Source organism: Solimicrobium silvestre, from assembly GCF_002976435.1.
Classification (GTDB): domain Bacteria; phylum Pseudomonadota; class Gammaproteobacteria; order Burkholderiales; family Burkholderiaceae_D; genus Solimicrobium; species Solimicrobium silvestre.
The window spans coordinates 36,713-54,258 of the sequence record NZ_PUGF01000010.1; the positions used below are offsets into that span (position 1 = coordinate 36,713).

Annotated in this window: 14 protein-coding genes; 4 read left to right on the forward strand and 10 right to left on the reverse strand. The window is 48.3% G+C overall.

Going from position 1 to position 17,546, the window contains the following annotated elements; translation table 11 throughout:
• Positions 1 to 15: 15 nt before the first annotated feature.
• On the reverse strand, positions 16 to 1,248 hold the full coding sequence (locus tag S2091_RS11470) for a 3-methyl-2-oxobutanoate dehydrogenase (2-methylpropanoyl-transferring) subunit alpha (protein WP_105531962.1): 1,233 nt from the start codon (positions 1,246 to 1,248) through the stop codon (positions 16 to 18).
• Positions 1,249 to 1,748: 500 nt separating this feature from the next.
• Here S2091_RS11470 and S2091_RS11475 point away from each other — a divergent pair, with 500 nt between their 5' ends.
• Both S2091_RS11475 and S2091_RS11480 read left to right on the forward strand, forming a co-directional pair.
• Positions 1,749 to 3,149: an amidohydrolase family protein gene (locus S2091_RS11475; RefSeq protein ID WP_105531963.1), complete on the forward strand. Its 1,401-nt coding sequence runs from the start codon at positions 1,749 to 1,751 to the stop codon at positions 3,147 to 3,149.
• A 112-nt stretch (positions 3,150 to 3,261) separates the two neighbouring features.
• A complete protein-coding gene (locus tag S2091_RS11480; protein WP_105532171.1) occupies positions 3,262 to 4,311 on the forward strand; it encodes a dipeptidase in 1,050 nt (349 codons plus the stop codon).
• Positions 4,312 to 4,430: 119 nt separating this feature from the next.
• Here S2091_RS11480 and S2091_RS11485 read toward each other — a convergent pair whose 3' ends face one another.
• From S2091_RS11485 to S2091_RS24790, 9 genes are all read right to left on the reverse strand, one after another.
• Positions 4,431 to 4,919: a RidA family protein gene (locus S2091_RS11485; protein WP_105531964.1), complete on the reverse strand. Its 489-nt coding sequence runs from the start codon at positions 4,917 to 4,919 to the stop codon at positions 4,431 to 4,433.
• A gap of 291 nt (positions 4,920 to 5,210) precedes the next feature.
• A complete protein-coding gene (locus S2091_RS11490; protein ID WP_165794977.1) occupies positions 5,211 to 5,813 on the reverse strand; it encodes a hypothetical protein in 603 nt (200 codons plus the stop codon).
• Positions 5,814 to 6,100: 287 nt separating this feature from the next.
• Positions 6,101 to 6,472, reverse strand: a complete 372-nt coding sequence (locus S2091_RS11495; protein ID WP_105531966.1) for a HepT-like ribonuclease domain-containing protein — start codon at positions 6,470 to 6,472, stop codon at positions 6,101 to 6,103.
• A complete protein-coding gene (locus S2091_RS11500; protein WP_105531967.1) occupies positions 6,469 to 6,759 on the reverse strand; it encodes a nucleotidyltransferase family protein in 291 nt (96 codons plus the stop codon). The genes S2091_RS11495 and S2091_RS11500 overlap by 4 nt, the downstream gene beginning before the upstream one ends.
• A gap of 898 nt (positions 6,760 to 7,657) precedes the next feature.
• On the reverse strand, positions 7,658 to 10,090 hold the full coding sequence (locus S2091_RS11505; protein WP_105531968.1) for a serine/threonine-protein kinase: 2,433 nt from the start codon (positions 10,088 to 10,090) through the stop codon (positions 7,658 to 7,660).
• Positions 10,091 to 10,765, reverse strand: a complete 675-nt coding sequence (locus tag S2091_RS11510) for a 4Fe-4S single cluster domain-containing protein (protein ID WP_105531969.1) — start codon at positions 10,763 to 10,765, stop codon at positions 10,091 to 10,093.
• Between the two features lie 8 nt (positions 10,766 to 10,773).
• A complete protein-coding gene (locus S2091_RS11515) occupies positions 10,774 to 12,630 on the reverse strand; it encodes an AAA family ATPase (RefSeq protein WP_105531970.1) in 1,857 nt (618 codons plus the stop codon).
• Positions 12,627 to 13,733 carry a hypothetical protein gene (locus S2091_RS11520; RefSeq protein WP_105531971.1) on the reverse strand — a complete coding sequence of 369 codons (1,107 nt, stop codon included), beginning with the start codon at positions 13,731 to 13,733 and terminating at the stop codon, positions 12,627 to 12,629. Before S2091_RS11520 ends, S2091_RS11515 begins: the two co-directional genes overlap by 4 nt.
• Positions 13,734 to 13,863: 130 nt before the next feature.
• Positions 13,864 to 14,067, reverse strand: a complete 204-nt coding sequence (locus tag S2091_RS24790; RefSeq protein ID WP_105531972.1) for an EAL domain-containing protein — start codon at positions 14,065 to 14,067, stop codon at positions 13,864 to 13,866.
• Positions 14,068 to 14,674: 607 nt separating this feature from the next.
• Here S2091_RS24790 and S2091_RS11530 point away from each other — a divergent pair.
• Both S2091_RS11530 and S2091_RS11535 read left to right on the forward strand, forming a co-directional pair.
• On the forward strand, positions 14,675 to 15,334 hold the full coding sequence (locus tag S2091_RS11530) for a class I SAM-dependent methyltransferase (protein ID WP_105531973.1): 660 nt from the start codon (positions 14,675 to 14,677) through the stop codon (positions 15,332 to 15,334).
• A 160-nt stretch (positions 15,335 to 15,494) separates the two neighbouring features.
• Entirely contained in the window at positions 15,495 to 17,429 is a 1,935-nt protein-coding gene (locus S2091_RS11535) for a CocE/NonD family hydrolase (protein WP_105531974.1), read from the forward strand.
• Positions 17,430 to 17,546 lie beyond the last annotated feature (117 nt).

Genomic DNA, 17,546 nt, shown 5'->3' on the forward strand with positions numbered 1-17,546 from the left:
TAACTTCTTCCATAATCAGATTCCCAGTTGTTGGCGCTGCAAACGTAAATGTTCCGGCAAGTCTTTGTAGACATCGTCAAACATCGCCGCCGCACTTGGTGCATAACCGTTACTCAAGGTGCCGTATTGTTCAGCTTCTTTTTGTGCCGCAATGATTTCCGCTTCCAGTTCTTTCTGGGTTGCTTCATGCTCCTGTTCGGACCATGCACCAATTCCGATTAAGTGTTTCTTCAGTCGTTCAATCGGATCACCCAGCGGGAAGCAAGCCCAGTCGTCTGCGGGGCGATATTTGCTGGGATCATCCGAAGTTGAATGCGGGCCCGCGCGGTAAGTAACCCATTCGATGAGCGTCGGGCCAAGATTGCTGCGCGCCCGGTCGGCCGCCCATTTTGACGCTGCATACACAGCGAGGAAGTCATTGCCATCTACCCGCAGCGAAGCGATACCGCAGCCGACGCCACGCGCCGCGAAGGTGGTGTTTTCACCACCGGCAATGGCTTGGAAAGTTGAAATAGCCCATTGATTGTTGACCACGTTGAGTATCACCGGCGCGCGATACACATGCGCAAAGGTCAGACCGGTATCGAAATCGGCTTCGGCCGTGGCGCCGTCACCGATCCAGGCCGAGGCAATTTTGGTATCGCCCTTGATGGCCGAAGCCATACCCCAACCTACCGCCTGGATAAACTGTGTCGCGAGGTTGCCGGAGATCGAAAAAAAACCGGCTTCACGTACTGAATACATGACCGGTAATTGACGCCCCTTGAGTGGGTCGCGTTCATTTGAAAATAATTGGCAGATCATATCCACCATCGACACGTCGCGCACCAACAATAAGCTTTGCTGGCGATAGGTCGGAAAACACATGTCGCCATCTTGCAACGCCATCGCGTGGGCAGTGCCGATTGCCTCTTCGCCCAGACTTTGCATGTAGAACGACATCTTCTTTTGCCGCTGAGCGATCAGCATGCGTGCATCGAAGATGCGGGTTTTCATCATTGCCCGCATTCCCGCACGCACCGTTTGCGGATCTAGATCCGGTGCCCAGGGGCCGACGGCATTACCTGCTTCGTCCAGTACGCGAATTAAGGCAAAGGTAAGGTCACTGGTGTCGACAGCTAAAACATCAATGGGGGGGCGGCGGATTGCACCGGCAGGGGAGAGGTGCAAATAGGAAAAATCGGTTACCTGTCCTGGACGTCCGGTTGGTTCCGGCACATGCAGATGCAGGGGATTGCGTTGGGTCATTGAACTACTCCTCGCTTGATTATGTCATGCGTTTTGTGAGTACTATGGTGCGGCACACAGTAGAGTGTGCCACCTCTTTAAATCAAATTGACGCTTGCGGGATTGCCGCGAGCACCAATTTTTCTAATCCCGAATTAAACGAATTCGGCAAAAGTATCCTCGCCAAATGAACGGATGTCAAATTCTGTGCGCAGCCTGGGATGGCGTTGGGAAGGTTTTAATAATGGGAGAAGTAATTGGGCTGACACCCATTCGCTAAAGAAAATTAAATGCGAAGCAGGAGCGCGGTAAGCAGTCTGATATAGGAAGCATTAGGCCAATTCAAGTTCTTGAATTGAGTTGTGTTTGCTTGTATCCCATCTATTCATAGGTTGATTAAACCAATCGACTGAATTTTGAGACTGGCATACATTTTTATGTGTCGAATCAAAATTATCTTTTACACTTAAACTAATGATGTTAGATTAAATTCCTCATAACCAACGAATTAGGTGAGCAACATGGCGTATAAAACAAGAAAATTAGCCGTAATGATTAGTCTGCTTTGCCTGATTCAAACAACGTATGCCGCAGAAACAACAACATCAGGCTTGAGCAAAGAAGAGCTGGTGACTGCCAAACTCGCCGGAAAAGCAACAGGCAAAGTAATCTATCTTGGTGCCACTGTCATTACCGGAAACGAATCCAAATCCGACATGGCTATCGTTGTTAATGGTGAACGGATTGAAGCCATTATTCCCGCAGCCCAGGTTAATTCGGCATCACTGACAGAGACCGAAATTGTCGATGTACATCACTTATTCGTCTTGCCTGGATTAATTGATTCCCACGTCCATTATGGAACACACCCAAACCTGTCTTTTGCACAGGCACAATTAAAGCGCGATGTCTATGCTGGCATCACCGGTGTACGCGACATGGCGGGCGATGCGCGCTTTTTGGGTGATATGTCCCGGGCTTCGTTGATTAACGAAATTCCTGCTCCCGATATTTATTATGCATCGCTGGTTGCCGGCCCTAGTTTTTTTAATGACCCGCGTACCGTTACTTCCGCATTAGGTATGCCGCCTGGCACGGCGCCCTGGATGTATGCGGTGACTGACAAAACCAATATGGCGATGACCTTGTCGCAGGCGCGCGGCACCGGTGCCACCGGGTTAAAAATCTATGCCAATCTGCCGGGGCCGCTGGTTCAACGTCTCGTCAAAGAAGCCAATCATCAGCATTTTCCAGTCTGGACACATCTGCAAGTCTACCCTGCCACACCTTATGATTCATTGGGCGCAACCAGCGTTTCGCATGTTTGCATGATTGCCAGATATGCAGCCCAACCGGGTAAAGCCAAATACGGCCACCAGAATGAACCGTCCTATGACGACATGTCAGCCAACAATGCGGAAATCAAAAAATATATCAGCGCGCTCAAAAAATCAGGAACCATCATGGATGCGACGTTGAGCGTTTATGAACTTCCTTCTCAGGCTAAAGTGACAGCGGACGGAAAAACTAAACATCTCCATTGTTCGATTGAACTTGCCGGTGAAATTACCCATGCTATGTTGGTAGCCGGAATACCGATTGTTGCCGGTACCGATTCGAACGCCTCAGCAGATGACGCATTTCCAGCCCTAAATCGCGAATTGGAATATCTGGTGAAATATGCCGGATTATCAGCCCGCGAAGCCATTTTGTCCGCAACTGAAAATGCCGCAAAAGCACTGGGCAAAGAGAAGGAAATCGGCAGCATTGAAACTGGAAAGTTTGCCAATCTGGTCTTTACCAAAGAAGATCCGACCCAGGATATTGCTCACTTGCGTTCCATAGAATTTACGGTAAAACGAGGAATTCGCTTTGACAGAAAAGATTATCAGCATCAACCCATTCCAGAACAGGATGATTAACGCGAACGACCACCAAACGTCAATTTATGCACACCGCCGGAGCCTCTTTTACCAAGCACCATTGAGTCTTCCGGCTTCTTCTGAAAATACATTACCACTTGAGACGAATGCAATGAAAGAGCAACCCATCATTATTGATACATCAGGTTCCATTACCAACCTTAATCTGACGCCCGCTCAGCAGAAAGATGAATTTACGATGGGCATAGATCAACGCTCCATCAACGAAGCACTGGCCTCAGGATTGACGGCTATTAACATGACCATGGGTTATGTTTTCGGGAAGGAAGATCCTTTTGAACAGACTGTACGGCAAATTGCTGCTTGGGATGCCTTAATCCGGCGCACGCCAGAATCGCTCAGAAAAGTGTGGACCGTTAAGGACATCCAAGCGGCTCATACCAATAAACAAGTGGGCGTGATTTACGGCTTTCAAAATGCCGTCATGATGGGCGATAACGAACACCGTGTTGAAATTTTCGCCAATCTTGGCGTGCGCTTCATTCAACTTACCTACAATACTCGCAACTCACTGGGTGATGGCTCGATGATGCCGGAAAACCAGGGTTTAACCGAATTTGGCCGCAAAGTTGTGCATGAATTAAATCGTCATCATGTGTTGGTCGACTTAAGCCATAGCGGTGAGCAAACCTGTCTGGATGCTATCGCCGCTTCGAGTCAGCCTACCATTATTTCTCATACCGGCTGCCGGGCACTGACCAATTTGCCGCGCAACAAAACAGATCGTGAGCTTCGTTTAGTCGCCGAAAGCGGTGGTTTTGTGGGTATTTATTTCATGCCATTCTTAGCCATTGGCCGTCAATTCACATCCGAAGATTTAATCGCGCATATTGAACATGCCGTCAATGTGTGCGGTGAAGATCATGTAGGTATAGGCACGGATGGCTCAGTGACCAAAATTGACGATATGCAGGGCTACATGACTGAATTAAAAAACGAAGTGGATCATCGTCATGCTACCGGCATAGCCGCCACAGGTGAACGCGCCGATATTGTCCCGTTTTTATCTGATCTTTCCGGTACCAATAAATTCATGGAGCTGGCAGATATGCTGGCAAAACGCGGACATAGCTCAGGCAGAATTGAAAAAATCCTCGGTAGTAATTTTATGAACGCAGCGGACCGGATCTGGTCCGCTTAAACTAAGCTAAGCTAATCTAATCTGAATTTGGGTGGGCAACTTGAATTTTGACGTGAGCTAATGAAGTAAGGCATAAGGCGCAACAGGATTGCGCCTTATGTTAAACAATCAACTTCAACTTAATCCGGGTACAGCAGCACTTCAGCTTCAATTTCAACCGGAATATTAAATGGCAGTTCAGCCATGCCAACAGCGCTACGACTGTGCGCGCCGATTTCTGAACCAAACAACTCCAGTATCAGATCTGAAAATCCATTTATAACACTAGGTTGCTGGCAAAATCCAGGAGCGGAATTCACCATACCGAAGACCCGGGTAAACGCCGCAATACGGTCAAGATTGCCTAACTTACGGTGCAGGCTGCCCAGAATCGATAATGCCGTGAGCCGTGCAGCCATATACCCTTGTTCTAAAGTCAGTTCACCGCCAACTTTACCCAGCGGTTGGGCAATAGCGCCGTCACTTTGCTGTGGACCATGTCCAGAAATGAAAACACGTTGTCCGACAACATGCACAAATTGAAATGGAATGATGACCCCGGCAGGTGCTTGCACAGGCGGAGGCAAAGTCAGTCCCATGAAGGTTAAACGGTCAGTTATGATCGACATGATAAATTAAACTCCTAATAAATTAAGCACTCCAGCGGCAACCCTAAAAGAAACGACAACGACCACAATCATAAAAAGTAATCTTGGATTAAACGAACGCGCCAGCATGAGCAGCGACGAAGGTTGTCGTAATGATGATTTTTAGAATTCGTATTTTTCCAATCGTCTGGTTGAGTTCCTTGCCCTTGGCTGGCACACCATATTTATCCAGATGGTCGCACCGTCTTTGTACCGATCCCGATTCTTCACCAAAACACCTTGACCGGTTCCAAACATATTTAAAGCAGTCAGCTATGGCGCAAATGAAACTTGATGTGCGTAGTAACGCACCTTGTTGTTGATAAACGCACCTGGATGTCCTGCAAATCCTACTTTAAGGCTGGTACTTTGAAAGTTTTTCAGTCCGGCTTGCGTGATCTGAGGCCCATCTTGCATTATCTCCGCATCACTCTTCGTATCGGGTCTCACGATGGCAATATGGCCGGGTTTGTCGTTCTTGCGGTTTTTGTATACCGCAACAACCAAGTTACCTTGATTTGCGAGTGCTTGCGCCTCTATTCCAGATTCTGCTAAGCGCCAGCCTTGCGTGCTCGTTTCACCCGCTGCCAGCCAATCAAATTGGGCATTGGCTAATAAAATCGGGCTATGTTCTGGCGGGCGCAGAATATAAATACCTAACGACTTGGCGGCAGAAGCAACAAAGGCGCTGCAATGGGTATGTTTGCCAGATGTACCAACATGACGTCCGTCTGGCTCGCCACTCTCCCAATTGACATGCACGCCGGCAGGCCAGTGCTGCTCGACGTGAAGATTATCAATTTGCGTTGCTAGTCGAAGACCATTTTCGGTTACGGGAGTAGCTAAAGCCCCTGACGACAAGATAAACATAACCAAGGTTAGAAAAAAGCTGCAAAGTTTTATTCGTACCGCTGACATAGTATGGATTTTTCTATTAAGTATTGAAGTTACGTTTTTCATCGATCAAATTATTAGTTTGATATAGGAAGCTTCAATTAATTTCAATGAAAGATATGAGATAGGGGATCAATACGCGCAGCGTATTGCACCGTTCTATGTCACCTAATATGTGGCGAATAGATGAGTCCCATTGCGTCCAGCCTTGTGCGTCTTATCGCGTTAAATCGGTAAATATTCCTTATTTCTTGCGCATCAATTCACGGTTAGTGATGAGGGTGATCCAAATTATTCAACAGCGTTACGATTTGTTGATGCAACACGGGAAGGTCGTTTTGAATCATGTTCCAGACAAGTTCCAAATCCACTTTATGGTAGGCATGTGCCACGCGATTGCGCATTGCATAGATTACTGACCAAGGAATTTCACTATGTAGCGCCGCGAAATCTGGAGCGAACTTTACGATATTATTTGATGCTTCACCGACTATCTCAATATTGCGTATGACTGCGTCCTGAATCATTTCATTGTTGAGAAACACAACTTCATCCAAGTCTTCAATGTAACGGTGAATACGTTCGATGGCTTGTTGGATATGCCCAAGGTAATCCGGCACCCGTAGTTCATTTTTGCTCATACTGGCATAGCCTCAACAAGAACAGTGGCACGGAATTTGTCAGGCAATGCTCTAGGTGTCAGAACATCCACTGTCACACCTAACAGGAGTTCTAATTCAACCTGAATCGCAGCCACATCCATGAGTGTCGTAGTTGAGGTTGGGTCGATCAAAATATCCAAATCACTGCCATCAGTATCATTACCATGCACAACTGAGCCGAACACCCGTGCATTGATGGCACGATGGGACGCGACAATCTTCCGAATGGAGTCCCTATGCATGTTTAGCGCGACTGACGGTTTCATACGATTTCCTTCTTGTGAATCTCTGAATAGAAACTGTATTCAGAGTGCGATCTGGACGATTTTTTATGGTGTCACAGACATTTTCAATATAATCTCGGAAAAAGTATCCTCGTCAAATGAACGGATGTCAAATCCTGTGCACAGAAGGTGTTGGCGTTGGGCAGATTTTAATACTTGCGAAAGTAATTGAGCTGACACCCATTCGTTAAAGAAAATTAAATGCGAAGCAGGTGCACAGTAAGTAGCCTGATATAGGGAGCTTCAGTTCACTGCAATGAAAGATATGTGGTTGGGCGTCAATAAACGCAGGGCATTGGGCCGCTCTGTGTCACCTAACATGCGGCGCAATAGATGAGTCCCATTGCGCCCTACCTTGTACGTCTTACCGCGTTTGGTTATTCTACGGACCAAACAGTTTTATTAGACAGTCCAAAGAAAATTAGATTTTGGATGCTCTATCGTACCTCTGCAAAGTTCCGACAAGCGACCTTCATCCGACTTAATCAGAAGTAGGTAGAACAGGGGCGACACTAACTGTCGGAGGTCGCTTAACAATAATCATATTCGTACTCAACGGCGCTACTCCAGTTTGTTTTACTGCGAGTTCCGGAACTGCTTTGCGTCGGTCTATCGGTTGCGGATGGTTAAACCAAAACATTGTTTTCCCCCTTGTGCAATTATTAAATAGTGACTCTTCAATCGGATACGAGTGGCTATATTGTGCGGTTTTCGTTATTCACAATTCGTGCGCGGTGATGAATCGTTAGTTCAATCTTACGATTTTTAAGTTGCTTAATTAAAACTTTCAGCAAAGATCACAGCAGTATTTAAATATTGGCTATGCCCTGTGCTGGGCATTTTTACCGAGCGATGAATAAATTTTAATCGCGATCGAATCTTAAGTTTTGGCCGGTAGCCGCTGCCCAAGTTCGCGAATTTGCCGCATCAGTAAATAGTCCGGTAAGAAGCGCCAGATGGCTATGCCGATGGCAGCGGCGATGAACAGGAAACTGACTGATCGGCTAAAAAATCGTATAGCGAATAATGCAATTACAGCTAATCCAACACCAAAGCTCAAGGTTGAGCCGTTAACCCAGCCAGCGGTAATGGCGCGATGTTCGCTCAGGCTATTCACTTTTTGCATAAGCTGGTGAACGATGTGCTCGCTTCGTAATACCGATTTTTTCATCTCCAGCCAAGTCGAATCAACCCGGCCAGAGGAGCGAATTTGTGCAATATGCTCGAAGTAGTTGTCGCAGATGCGCTGTAGCTGTTCGCATTCGTCAGTGCTTAGCATGTGGGTGTCGGTGAGCTGACGTAGTTCGGTCAGAATGTCGCTGACTTCCTGTTTGAGTTCCTGGAAATCGTATTGTTGTTGTTCTTGTTTACGTTGGTTGGTTTTTATTTGGCGCTCGGCAGCGAGTCTGGCTTCGGGTAACAGGTTTTCTGTGACGAGCAAGTCGGCGCTGCTCATAGTGCGTGGGTCGCCCAGATCGGCTAGCCATGGGCAATTTACAGTTAAATTGCCGATTTCGGCAAAAACGCGTTGCCGTAGTCGTTCGGCCCAGTTTTGGTCGTAGCAAAACGCCAGAATGCGGGCGTGCATGGCGGACAGTGGCGGGCGACTTAACGCGTCGCTGCCGTACATGAGTTTATCAATGTTAGGAGCTTGAGCCGAGTCATGTGACGCGTTGATGATGGTGCTAACTTTTTGCCAGGCGCTATTGACTTGATCAATTGCGGCGGTCCAGCGCTGATTGACTTCACCGGCAGTTTGATTACCCGCCTGAGCGTAAATGTCCAACACGCGATACTGATATAAATCATGCAGCCAATGCGCGGCTGCGGCGTCCCCTTTTAATGCCAGATTGGCTTGCGACAGAATAACTGGCAAGGCGATGCTTTGCGCGTGCCAGATCGGCGGTATACCTGGTGCCAGATGCAGGATCAATTTAAGTAATTGCACATCGACCGATTGTATCGTGTTGCTGCGCATGTCTAGCAATAAGCGCACGGTGTTTTGGTCTTTTTGTACATCGCGAAACCAGGCCAGTAATTGGCCGTTCGAGATGTCGGCCACACCTTGTTCCCAGTGCTGTGCGAGAGCCACGCCGAGTTGTTCGGGTTGATGGCAGCGTTGTTCGCCGATGTGGTAGGGCTGATTGAAGTTGGATCCGAGGCTAGAGCTAGAGCCGAGTTGTTCATTAAGCGGATCTGCCAACGTTGTATCACCGGCCAACCAGCGCTGTAATTCGCTTGCGCCCCAGCGCAGTTTTGGGTCACGTTGCAATAGGCCGCGAGCCAGTTTATTTATTTGCTTATCTTGAATGCCGGTGGTGGCGATATTGCGGGTGGTTAGGTGATGCAGGATTACGGCGTCCGACAAACCGGCAAACGGATGCACGCCGGTGGCGGCTTCCAGTGTGATGATGCCGAGCGCCCAATAATCAGCTTTGGCGTCAATCACGCCCGATAAACTCTCGGGCGCGGCGTAGGGCAGGGTGCGTGCTACGCCGGTAAAACGTTGAGTGGCATTCAGTACCGAGGCAATGCCGAAATCGGTGAGTACCAGATCAAGCGGTTGTTCGCTGCGGATTAAAATATTTTCCGGTTTTAAATCACGGTGTACCAGACCGGTAGCGTGTACCGCAGCCAGTGCAATCGCCAGTTCTTGTACGATGCGACGCACGATGTTTGAAGGTAGCTGGTCTGGATATGTACCGCGATATTGCTCAAGTAGGCGGCGCAACGAGCCACCTTCGCAGAGTTCCATTAACTCATACGCATAGCCATCTGAGACGCCAGCTTCCAATACGTCGACCCGATGTTCACGTGCGATATTGGCAATTCGCTGTTGAATTTCTGGCTTGGGAAGAATGCCGTGCCGGTAAATTTTGGCGACTAAAATTGCGCCACCAGTCAGTGCTTGTACCAGTAATAATTCGGCTTCGGCGCCACGCGCCGGCATGGTTTCGGTGATGCGGTAACGTTTGCTGAGTTGGCTGGGCAGGTTGATCAGGTTGGTGATCGTACCGGCCGTAGTAACGGCTTGTACAGATGTTTGTTGAGTAGCGGGTTTAGTGAGTGGTCTATCACAATACAGGCAAACTAAACTGCCCGCAGGATTAGGTTGGCCGCAATCGGCAAACGGGCAAAGCAGCGTGTCGGCAGCGTTTTTAACCGGTGTCGGGTTGGATTTTACTTCAACGGCTAATGCGGTTTTACGGATTAAATCAACGCCCGCCAACGGTGTACCGCATAGGCAGCGCATGATCTCGGGCTGGTGTTCGGTGCCGCAACTTGGGCAGCGGCGCAGGTAAGTGGTTCCCATCTATGAGCGCCAGGAAGCTGAGTCAAACGTTACGCCGCGTTCCTGGCAAAGTGCTTCCAACGCTGCCATATCACCGCGCGCGGGTATGCCGATGTACCAGACTTTTTTTCCATCAAGCATGGCTTGAATGTGTTTACCAGATTCAACGACGCTGTTGTTTAAATACGGCGCGTACTTTTGTTCAGCGCGAGCGGAAAGTAATTGCAATGACTGATTGGAAGAGCCGCGCCATAAGTCGGTGAGCGGTTTGTTATCGATATAGGGTTCCGGAATTAATGCATCCAGTTTGGCTAAAATGGCCGAATGATTTTTTTGTAGTGTAGTCAAGGGATAACCGCTGTAACAGAGAATATCAAAGCCGTGCTGACTGCTGGTACGCCATTGATGCAGGCCGTCGAGTAAGGCACTTAATGCGGCAGGCTGGTCAAATGGTTCGCCACCGGAAATGGTGATGCCATCCATTTCTTGAGCGTCGCTGGTTTGTTTGCACCATGTTAGTAATTGCGCCACCGTCATCAGGCGGCTAGGCGTGGCGTCCCAAGTGTCTTGCGAGACGCAGTTTTTACACCCGATAGAACAGCCTTGCAGCCAGATGCCGATGCGTCGACCCGGGCCGAGAACGGTGACTGGGAAGTGCGCTTTGTTAATATTAATTTTGGTTTTTGAATTCTGCATACGCTAGTTCACGATATTTCCAGCGTTAATTCGATTACTTTATCCTGCTCGCTCAACTGGCTTACCACCAGCCGCTGGCGACCATCCAGATCATGTTCAAACAAAGCACGTGAAAGCGGATTGATAAACGCCGCTTCCAGTGCATTACCTATGCCGCGTCCGCCATTGGAAAGATCACGCACACAGCGTTCCAGCAAGGCGCTACGTACCGTGGAGGGCATGCTTAATTGCAGTTTGAATTGCTCATACAAACGCCGTGCGATATTTTTTAACATGCCGTCAAAAATACGTTCCGCGACATCTGGCGTGATGAAGTTGAACACCACAATGTTGTCACCTATGCGGTTGAGTAGTTCCGGCCGCGCCAGTTTGAATTTGAAATAATCTTCAATCGAACTGCGGATTTTTGTCTCTACCAGTTCATACGGATCGTCGGCTTTTACCTGCTGTTGGCGCACGCCCTGGCGGTCTTCTACAAACACCCCTAAGTTAGACGTGAAGACTAAAATTGTTTCAGAAAAATAGGCGGTTTCGCCACGGCCATCGGTAAGGCGGCCGTCTTCCAGAATCTGTAAAAATTTATCCAGAATTTGCGGGTGGGCTTTTTCGATTTCATCAAACAGCACCACCGAAAATGGTTTTTCTCGTACCGCATTGGTCAACTCACCACCGGCATCAAAACCGACATAACCGGGCGGCGCACCTAGTAAGCGCGCACCGCTGTGCTGCTCGGCAAATTCGCTCATGTCAAAGCGCAGATAAGCGCGTTCGTCGCCAAACACCAGTTGCGTTAAGGTCTTGGCCAACTCGGTTTTACCGACACCGGTAGGTCCTGCAAAAAACAGCACGCCACGTGGACGGCTGCCGCTTGATTTGGCTTGCGCGCCAGTCAAGCCCATCACCGAGCGTTTTAAAATATCCAGCGTTTTCACCACCGCCGGATGCTGACCTTTAACTCGCTCCTCAATAAAGGGCAGTGCGTCGCGGATTTTTTCGCGTAAATAATCTTTGCGCCACGGGTTGTCCAGCGCGCCTAACTGATAGCAGCGTACCGCATCATCAATGTCACTGATGCCGAGTAGTTGCCGGTCGGCCAGCTCGGTAATGTCTGACAGCGCCGTTAAACTCATGCCTTCCGAACCTTCGGCAAAGCGGTTTAAAAACTGCGTTTGCGCTGCGGTACTGGCAACGCTATAACCAGCAAATAAAGGTGCTAATTGCTGGGCGCTGGCATGGCGGGTTTCGTAATCGGGTTTGCCTATCGCTAAGCTGGCGATGCGTTCGTTGTCCAGCGTGTACCAAGTGGGTAAATCTTGGGCGCGATTTACCAGCCACAGCACCGGGTTGTAGAGTGGGCGCTGGTGCTCACCAACGCGGTTGGCGGCATTCAGCGTGACGATAGGGCTGGAGGTCAGCGCCAATTTTTCTGCCGCGATAAAAAAGCGATATTCGGCTTCACTCAAATGCGCGGCTTCGCGACTCAGGCGCGAGGCAAAATCAATCACCAACGCACAGCGCGCTTCGCGTTGCGACACCAGGTTTTTCATGATGTTAGTGAGCGTTTCCAAACTTACGATCTGATTGCCGGTTTTGAGTTTTACATCAAATAATTTTTCAGCCGATTCACGCGCCGCCAGTTCATCGGGATAAACGCGCACGCCATCGGTCGGGTCGTAGATCAGTAAAAATTGATAGTCACGCGCTTTGAGGGATTCCCATAAGGCGCGGATGAACGGCACCAATGTAGCTCCGCTATCGGTGGCTGCTAAAAAACTGTCGTGTATGCTGCCGGAAATCACAAATTGTGAACGGATCGGAAGCAGCCGTTCCAGATCAAGCTGCCAGCGCGGTAAGGGAAGAGTCATAGCGGAATCTCTCGTGATAATAAGGGCGCAGAAGTGCGAGCGTCTTCATGTTCGGCAAACTGCGGCAGCAAATCTTTATTCACTAATTGCACCGGCAATTCGCCCGCCTCTAAACGGCGTGTGACATTTAATCCTAAGCCGCATGCTTCCAATGCTTTTAACAACGCAGGAAATTCGGCGCACCAGCGGTCTTCTGCTAAATGATCGAGCACGCTGCGTTCGTTGCTGGCATTCGTTACCGAGCGAATTACATTGAAATTGGCCGTGCCGGTGGCTTCATTAATGCGCATCCGCACCATATAGGCGCCCCAGTCATGCCGCCGGAAATGTACTACGCCGCCTTCTACAAACAAGGTAGAACTGAATTCTTCCACTTGATACCCCAAATCTTTGAGCGACTGTTGCAGTACCAGAGCAGTCGCCTCCTGCACCTGCTGTTGCTGGGTTTGTTCCAGATGTAGTTGAATTTGTCGGCGCAATTCGGAAGTGAGTAGCTCTGCGCGCTCGGTTGGCAGATTACGATTCAATTGCTGCGCTAATTGTTGGATTTGCTGCGGTAATGCGCCCAAGTGAGCGATGCGCGCTAACAGGCGCGCCGCGGTTTGCATTACTGCATCCGATTCTGGCTCTACTTCGCTAGCAGCCAAGTTGGCAAATTCCTGAAAAGCTGGAGTCTCATCGCTGCCCGTGCTACCCATTAGGCGGGCAGATTCAGTCAGTAAAATCGATTTTAATTCGGCGCTATAACTTTGCAGCGTGCGCAGATACGAGATCAGTGCCGCGTCATTGTCATTAGTAGTGTCAGGACGAGTCGGGCGGCCCGCCAGTATCCGTTCGGAAGCACCAAGGCTGTCGGCTAACTGACTAAGCTGCGCAAATTCAGCTTCGCTTTGCGCTAATTGTTGCAACATAGCCTGTTGCCCTTGCAGATTGGCGGCGTGCTGGGTTTGCAGTATCTGGCCGTGCTGCGCAGCATGTTCAGCTGCTAAGGCGGCGCTATCTTCGTACCCCTGGCGGATAGCCATCGCTGCGCGAATCCCCGCAGCCGAAAGCAGGAGGGCAACCGGGTCAGCAACAATAATGGCGGTGGTTGGGCCGCTCATGAATGATTAACGTAAAAAAGAAGGGATAACATGCGTGATTATTCGCCTATGTCGTTTTCTGGTAGGGGATATTTAACCATGAAACGCTGCAACATAGAAGTTGGGAATGCTTGAATTGGATTGGAAGTAGCTATTCAGTAATTACGTTGTTGAATTGCCTCTGCAAGCAACGCTTCTTTTCTTTTGTTAAGCCATGTTTGTAGCTCTGATATTGGAAGTGGACGACTGAAAAATACCCTTGAGCGATATCGCAGCCATTAATACGTAAGAACTCCAGCTGCTCAGCAGTCTCGACTTCATCAGCAACTACTCTCATGTTGATTTCATGTGCCATTTCAATGGAGGTAGCGGCAAGCTAAAGGCTGGCATCGCCAGTTTGGGCGACGCAAACGAAAAATCCAGCGCACGTTCTTTTCGCGGCATTGATAACTATGCTAGGCGAGTAACATTGGATGCATGATCGGCGTAGTTTTCTAAAGTAGATTTGATGCCGTTTATTCAGTCATCTTCCAGCTCTTTAATAGCAGTATTTTTATTCTGCGCATTGTGATTTCTTTTGCTTGGTATCGAACCATTATTTTCAGAACTATCGAGCTAGCCCCTCCATGCATACAAGGCACGCACGTCCTTACCTTACATGACTGCCTGCTTTCCATATGGGTACGGCCCGTCACGCAGAATCTGATATTGCGATTATCAGTACTGGTGCATGATGGTGTGAATCAAATCCAACAAATCATCCGTTAAAGTTTTATAAAAATGGTTGATATTGTCATTTAATGTGTGCATAATAATTGATATTGTCAATTAATTTTATAGGGTAATCCGTAGATATGGGCCTTGCTTTCAGGCGCTTACAACGCAAACCAATAAAATTAGGTGATAGGTCTTATATGCCGTGTACGTTGAACTTTCTTACCTATATTTAAAAGGATAAATGTATGTCAAATAAAACGCTGAACCTTAATGAAACTCTGTACCAATATATATTGGATCACTCAATTCGTGAACATCCGGCGCAAACGGCATTACGTGCCGCTACGGATACTCATCCGTATGCGCAGATGCAGATTTCGCCAGAGCAGGGACAGTTCATGGCGATGTTGGTAAAACTATTGGGAGCGCGTCGCACCATAGAAATAGGCGTATTTACTGGCTATAGTGCGTTATCCGTAGCGTTGGCGCTGCCCGATGACGGTAAGTTACTTGCATGCGACATTAGTGATGAATATACGCGGATCGGAAAACCGTTTTGGGAGCAGGCCGGAGTGGCCCACAAAATTGATCTTCAATTGGCGCCAGCGCAAAGAACACTTGATGCGCGTATTTCTGCAGGAGAGTCTGGTCAATATGATTTCGCATTCATTGACGCGGACAAATGTAGTTACGACGGATATTACGAAAGCTGCCTGCAATTGCTACGCAAGGGCGGACTGATCGCCATCGACAACACATTGTGGAGTGGAAAAGTAGCCGCCCCATCAACGAGTGATGACACGACTGCCTTGCAGAAATTTAACATCAAACTGCATCGTGATGAGCGCATCGATTTATCACTTCTGCCGATCAGCGATGGATTGACGTTAGCTCTCAAACGCTAGCAATGCAGACCAATCATCAAACGTTAAGACTTCCGCAAATTGACCAAGCTATATTACAATTTCCTTGCTGCAATGCGCGCTGTCCGTGTTGGTGTTCATTGCTGGAACAAGTTTACGTAAATCCAAAATATAACTTAAACGCTCAATAATAAATCTAAAAATGAAACAGTCATCCTCCAAATGCAAAGCACAAGTGCTGTTATCTATCGTGTTGGCAGTATCTACCACCTTCACCTATGCGCAATCAAACCAAAGCAAATTAACCGCAATCTCGCCAGATGACGTAGCGAGCTATGATTTTGTCCGACCAGAAGCGGACTACGTTAAACGTGTTCAGATGATCCCGATGCGGGATGGCACCAAACTGTACACCGTTATCGTCATGAAAAAAAATGTCACCAAAGGGCCAATACTGTTGTCGCGCACACCCTATGACGCCAAGTCGTCAACCACGCGCACCAGAAGTCAATTGATCACTGAAATTCTGCCCGCAATGGACGCTGAATTCGTAGCAGACAACTATATTCGGGTTTATCAGGATATTCGTGGCACGCACAATTCTGAAGGTGACTTTGTTATGGCTCGCCCAATTGTCGGGCCACTCAACAATACCGGTGTGGATGAGGCAACAGATGCGTACGACACTATCGATTGGTTAGTTAAGAATGTCCCGGAAAGCAATGGCAAAGTCGGCACTATTGGCAGTAGCTATCTTGGTTTCACCACGCTGAACTCGTTAATCAATCCGCATCCGGCACTGAAAGCGGCTGTTCCGCAAAGTCCAATGGTCGATACCTGGATAGGCGATGACGATTTTCATAATGGTGCTTTCCGTGTCCCAACGATGGATTTCATCGTTGATCAAAGCACGGACAAAGCAAATGCTGGCGCGCAGGTTGGGTTTGGCGTCGGAGACGATTACACCCGCTATCTTGAAAGCGGATCAGCTGGTGACTATGCACGAAAATGGGGAATCGATCTTTTCCCAAACATGCAGAAAATTTTGCAAAACCCGGCTTATACAGAATTCTGGTCATTGCAAGCCGTTGATAAATGGCTGGCGGCACGGCCGCTTACTGTGCCAACGATGTTAGTCGTAGGTCAGTGGGATCAGGAAGATTCTTATGGCGCGCCTGCGGTCTACAAAGCGATCAAACCTAAAGACAAGAACAACGACATGGTGACGCTAGTGATCGGCCCATGGCGACACTCAGGTGCAAATCATTACGGTTATGGTTTAGGAGCTCTAACTTTCACTGGTGACACAGCCTTGGAATTTAGGGTCAACTACTTGAAGCCGTTTTTGGATCATTACCTGAAAGGCGCGTCCGATCCGCATACGCCTCATGTCCTTACGTATGCAACAGGTTTAAATCGTTGGGATATATCGCCTAAATGGCCAATGGGGACAATGACGCCGCTCTATCTTGGTCAACACTTCAGTGCAAGCTTCAAGGCAGACAATTCGTCGGGTCATAATGATTATGTTTCCGATCCATCCAAACCTGTTCCCTTTTTACCTCGGCCTGTCAATTTGGGTGATGAGACAAGCTGGAAATCATGGCTGGTGCATGATCAGCGTTTTGTCTCTGATCGTCCGGATGTATTAGTCTACAAAACTCAAGCATTAGACAAACCAATTCATATTATGGGCGAACCTTTAGTCGATCTATTCGCAGCCACATCTGGCACAGATAGTGATTGGGTAGTCAAACTAATTGATGTCTTTCCAAACGTGTCACCAGAACCGGCAGAGCAAGGTTCCAAACCAAGCATGGCTGGCTTTGAACTCCCAATTGGCATTGAGATTTTCCGCGGTCGCTATGTTCATGGATTTAACAAACCACAAAGTTTAACCGCGGGAAAAATCGAGGAGTACAAATTTGGTTTGCCTAATGTTGATCACGTCTTTTTGCCAGGACACAAGATAATGATTCAAGTCCAATCAAGCCTATTCCCGCTGTATGATCGCAACCCGCAAACCTATGTTGACAATATTTTCAATGCGAAAGCAGAAGATTATAAGTCAGCAACTGAGAGTGTTTATTATGGCGGTGAAAATGCGAGTAGCGTTTTGTTACCGCTTGTTCCCTAATTAGTTGATCGCAACAATACGGAGTAATTAGTTAGCCAGAAGCTGGGTTGAAAACCCAGCATCTGGCTATTCGAGCTTTGGAGGAAGTCAGTCGGCGTATTTCAGTAACAGGCCCTT

What these genes read in the sequence shown, in the direction of transcription:
- S2091_RS11475 (WP_105531963.1), top strand. Translation starts at nt 1,749, where the DNA reads ATGGCGTATAAAACAAGAAAATTAGCCGTAATGATTAGTCTGCTTTGC.
- S2091_RS11535 (WP_105531974.1), top strand. Translation starts at nt 15,495, where the DNA reads ATGAAACAGTCATCCTCCAAATGCAAAGCACAAGTGCTGTTATCTATC.
- S2091_RS11510 (WP_105531969.1), bottom strand. Translation starts at nt 10,765, where the DNA reads ATGCAGAATTCAAAAACCAAAATTAATATTAACAAAGCGCACTTCCCA.
- S2091_RS11505 (WP_105531968.1), bottom strand. Translation starts at nt 10,090, where the DNA reads ATGGGAACCACTTACCTGCGCCGCTGCCCAAGTTGCGGCACCGAACAC.
- S2091_RS24790 (WP_105531972.1), bottom strand. Translation starts at nt 14,067, where the DNA reads ATGGCACATGAAATCAACATGAGAGTAGTTGCTGATGAAGTCGAGACT.
- S2091_RS11515 (WP_105531970.1), bottom strand. Translation starts at nt 12,630, where the DNA reads ATGACTCTTCCCTTACCGCGCTGGCAGCTTGATCTGGAACGGCTGCTT.
- S2091_RS11480 (WP_105532171.1), top strand. Translation starts at nt 3,262, where the DNA reads ATGAAAGAGCAACCCATCATTATTGATACATCAGGTTCCATTACCAAC.
- S2091_RS11485 (WP_105531964.1), bottom strand. Translation starts at nt 4,919, where the DNA reads ATGTCGATCATAACTGACCGTTTAACCTTCATGGGACTGACTTTGCCT.
- S2091_RS11470 (WP_105531962.1), bottom strand. Translation starts at nt 1,248, where the DNA reads ATGACCCAACGCAATCCCCTGCATCTGCATGTGCCGGAACCAACCGGA.
- S2091_RS11495 (WP_105531966.1), bottom strand. Translation starts at nt 6,472, where the DNA reads ATGAGCAAAAATGAACTACGGGTGCCGGATTACCTTGGGCATATCCAA.
- S2091_RS11530 (WP_105531973.1), top strand. Translation starts at nt 14,675, where the DNA reads ATGTCAAATAAAACGCTGAACCTTAATGAAACTCTGTACCAATATATA.
- S2091_RS11520 (WP_105531971.1), bottom strand. Translation starts at nt 13,733, where the DNA reads ATGAGCGGCCCAACCACCGCCATTATTGTTGCTGACCCGGTTGCCCTC.
- S2091_RS11500 (WP_105531967.1), bottom strand. Translation starts at nt 6,759, where the DNA reads ATGAAACCGTCAGTCGCGCTAAACATGCATAGGGACTCCATTCGGAAG.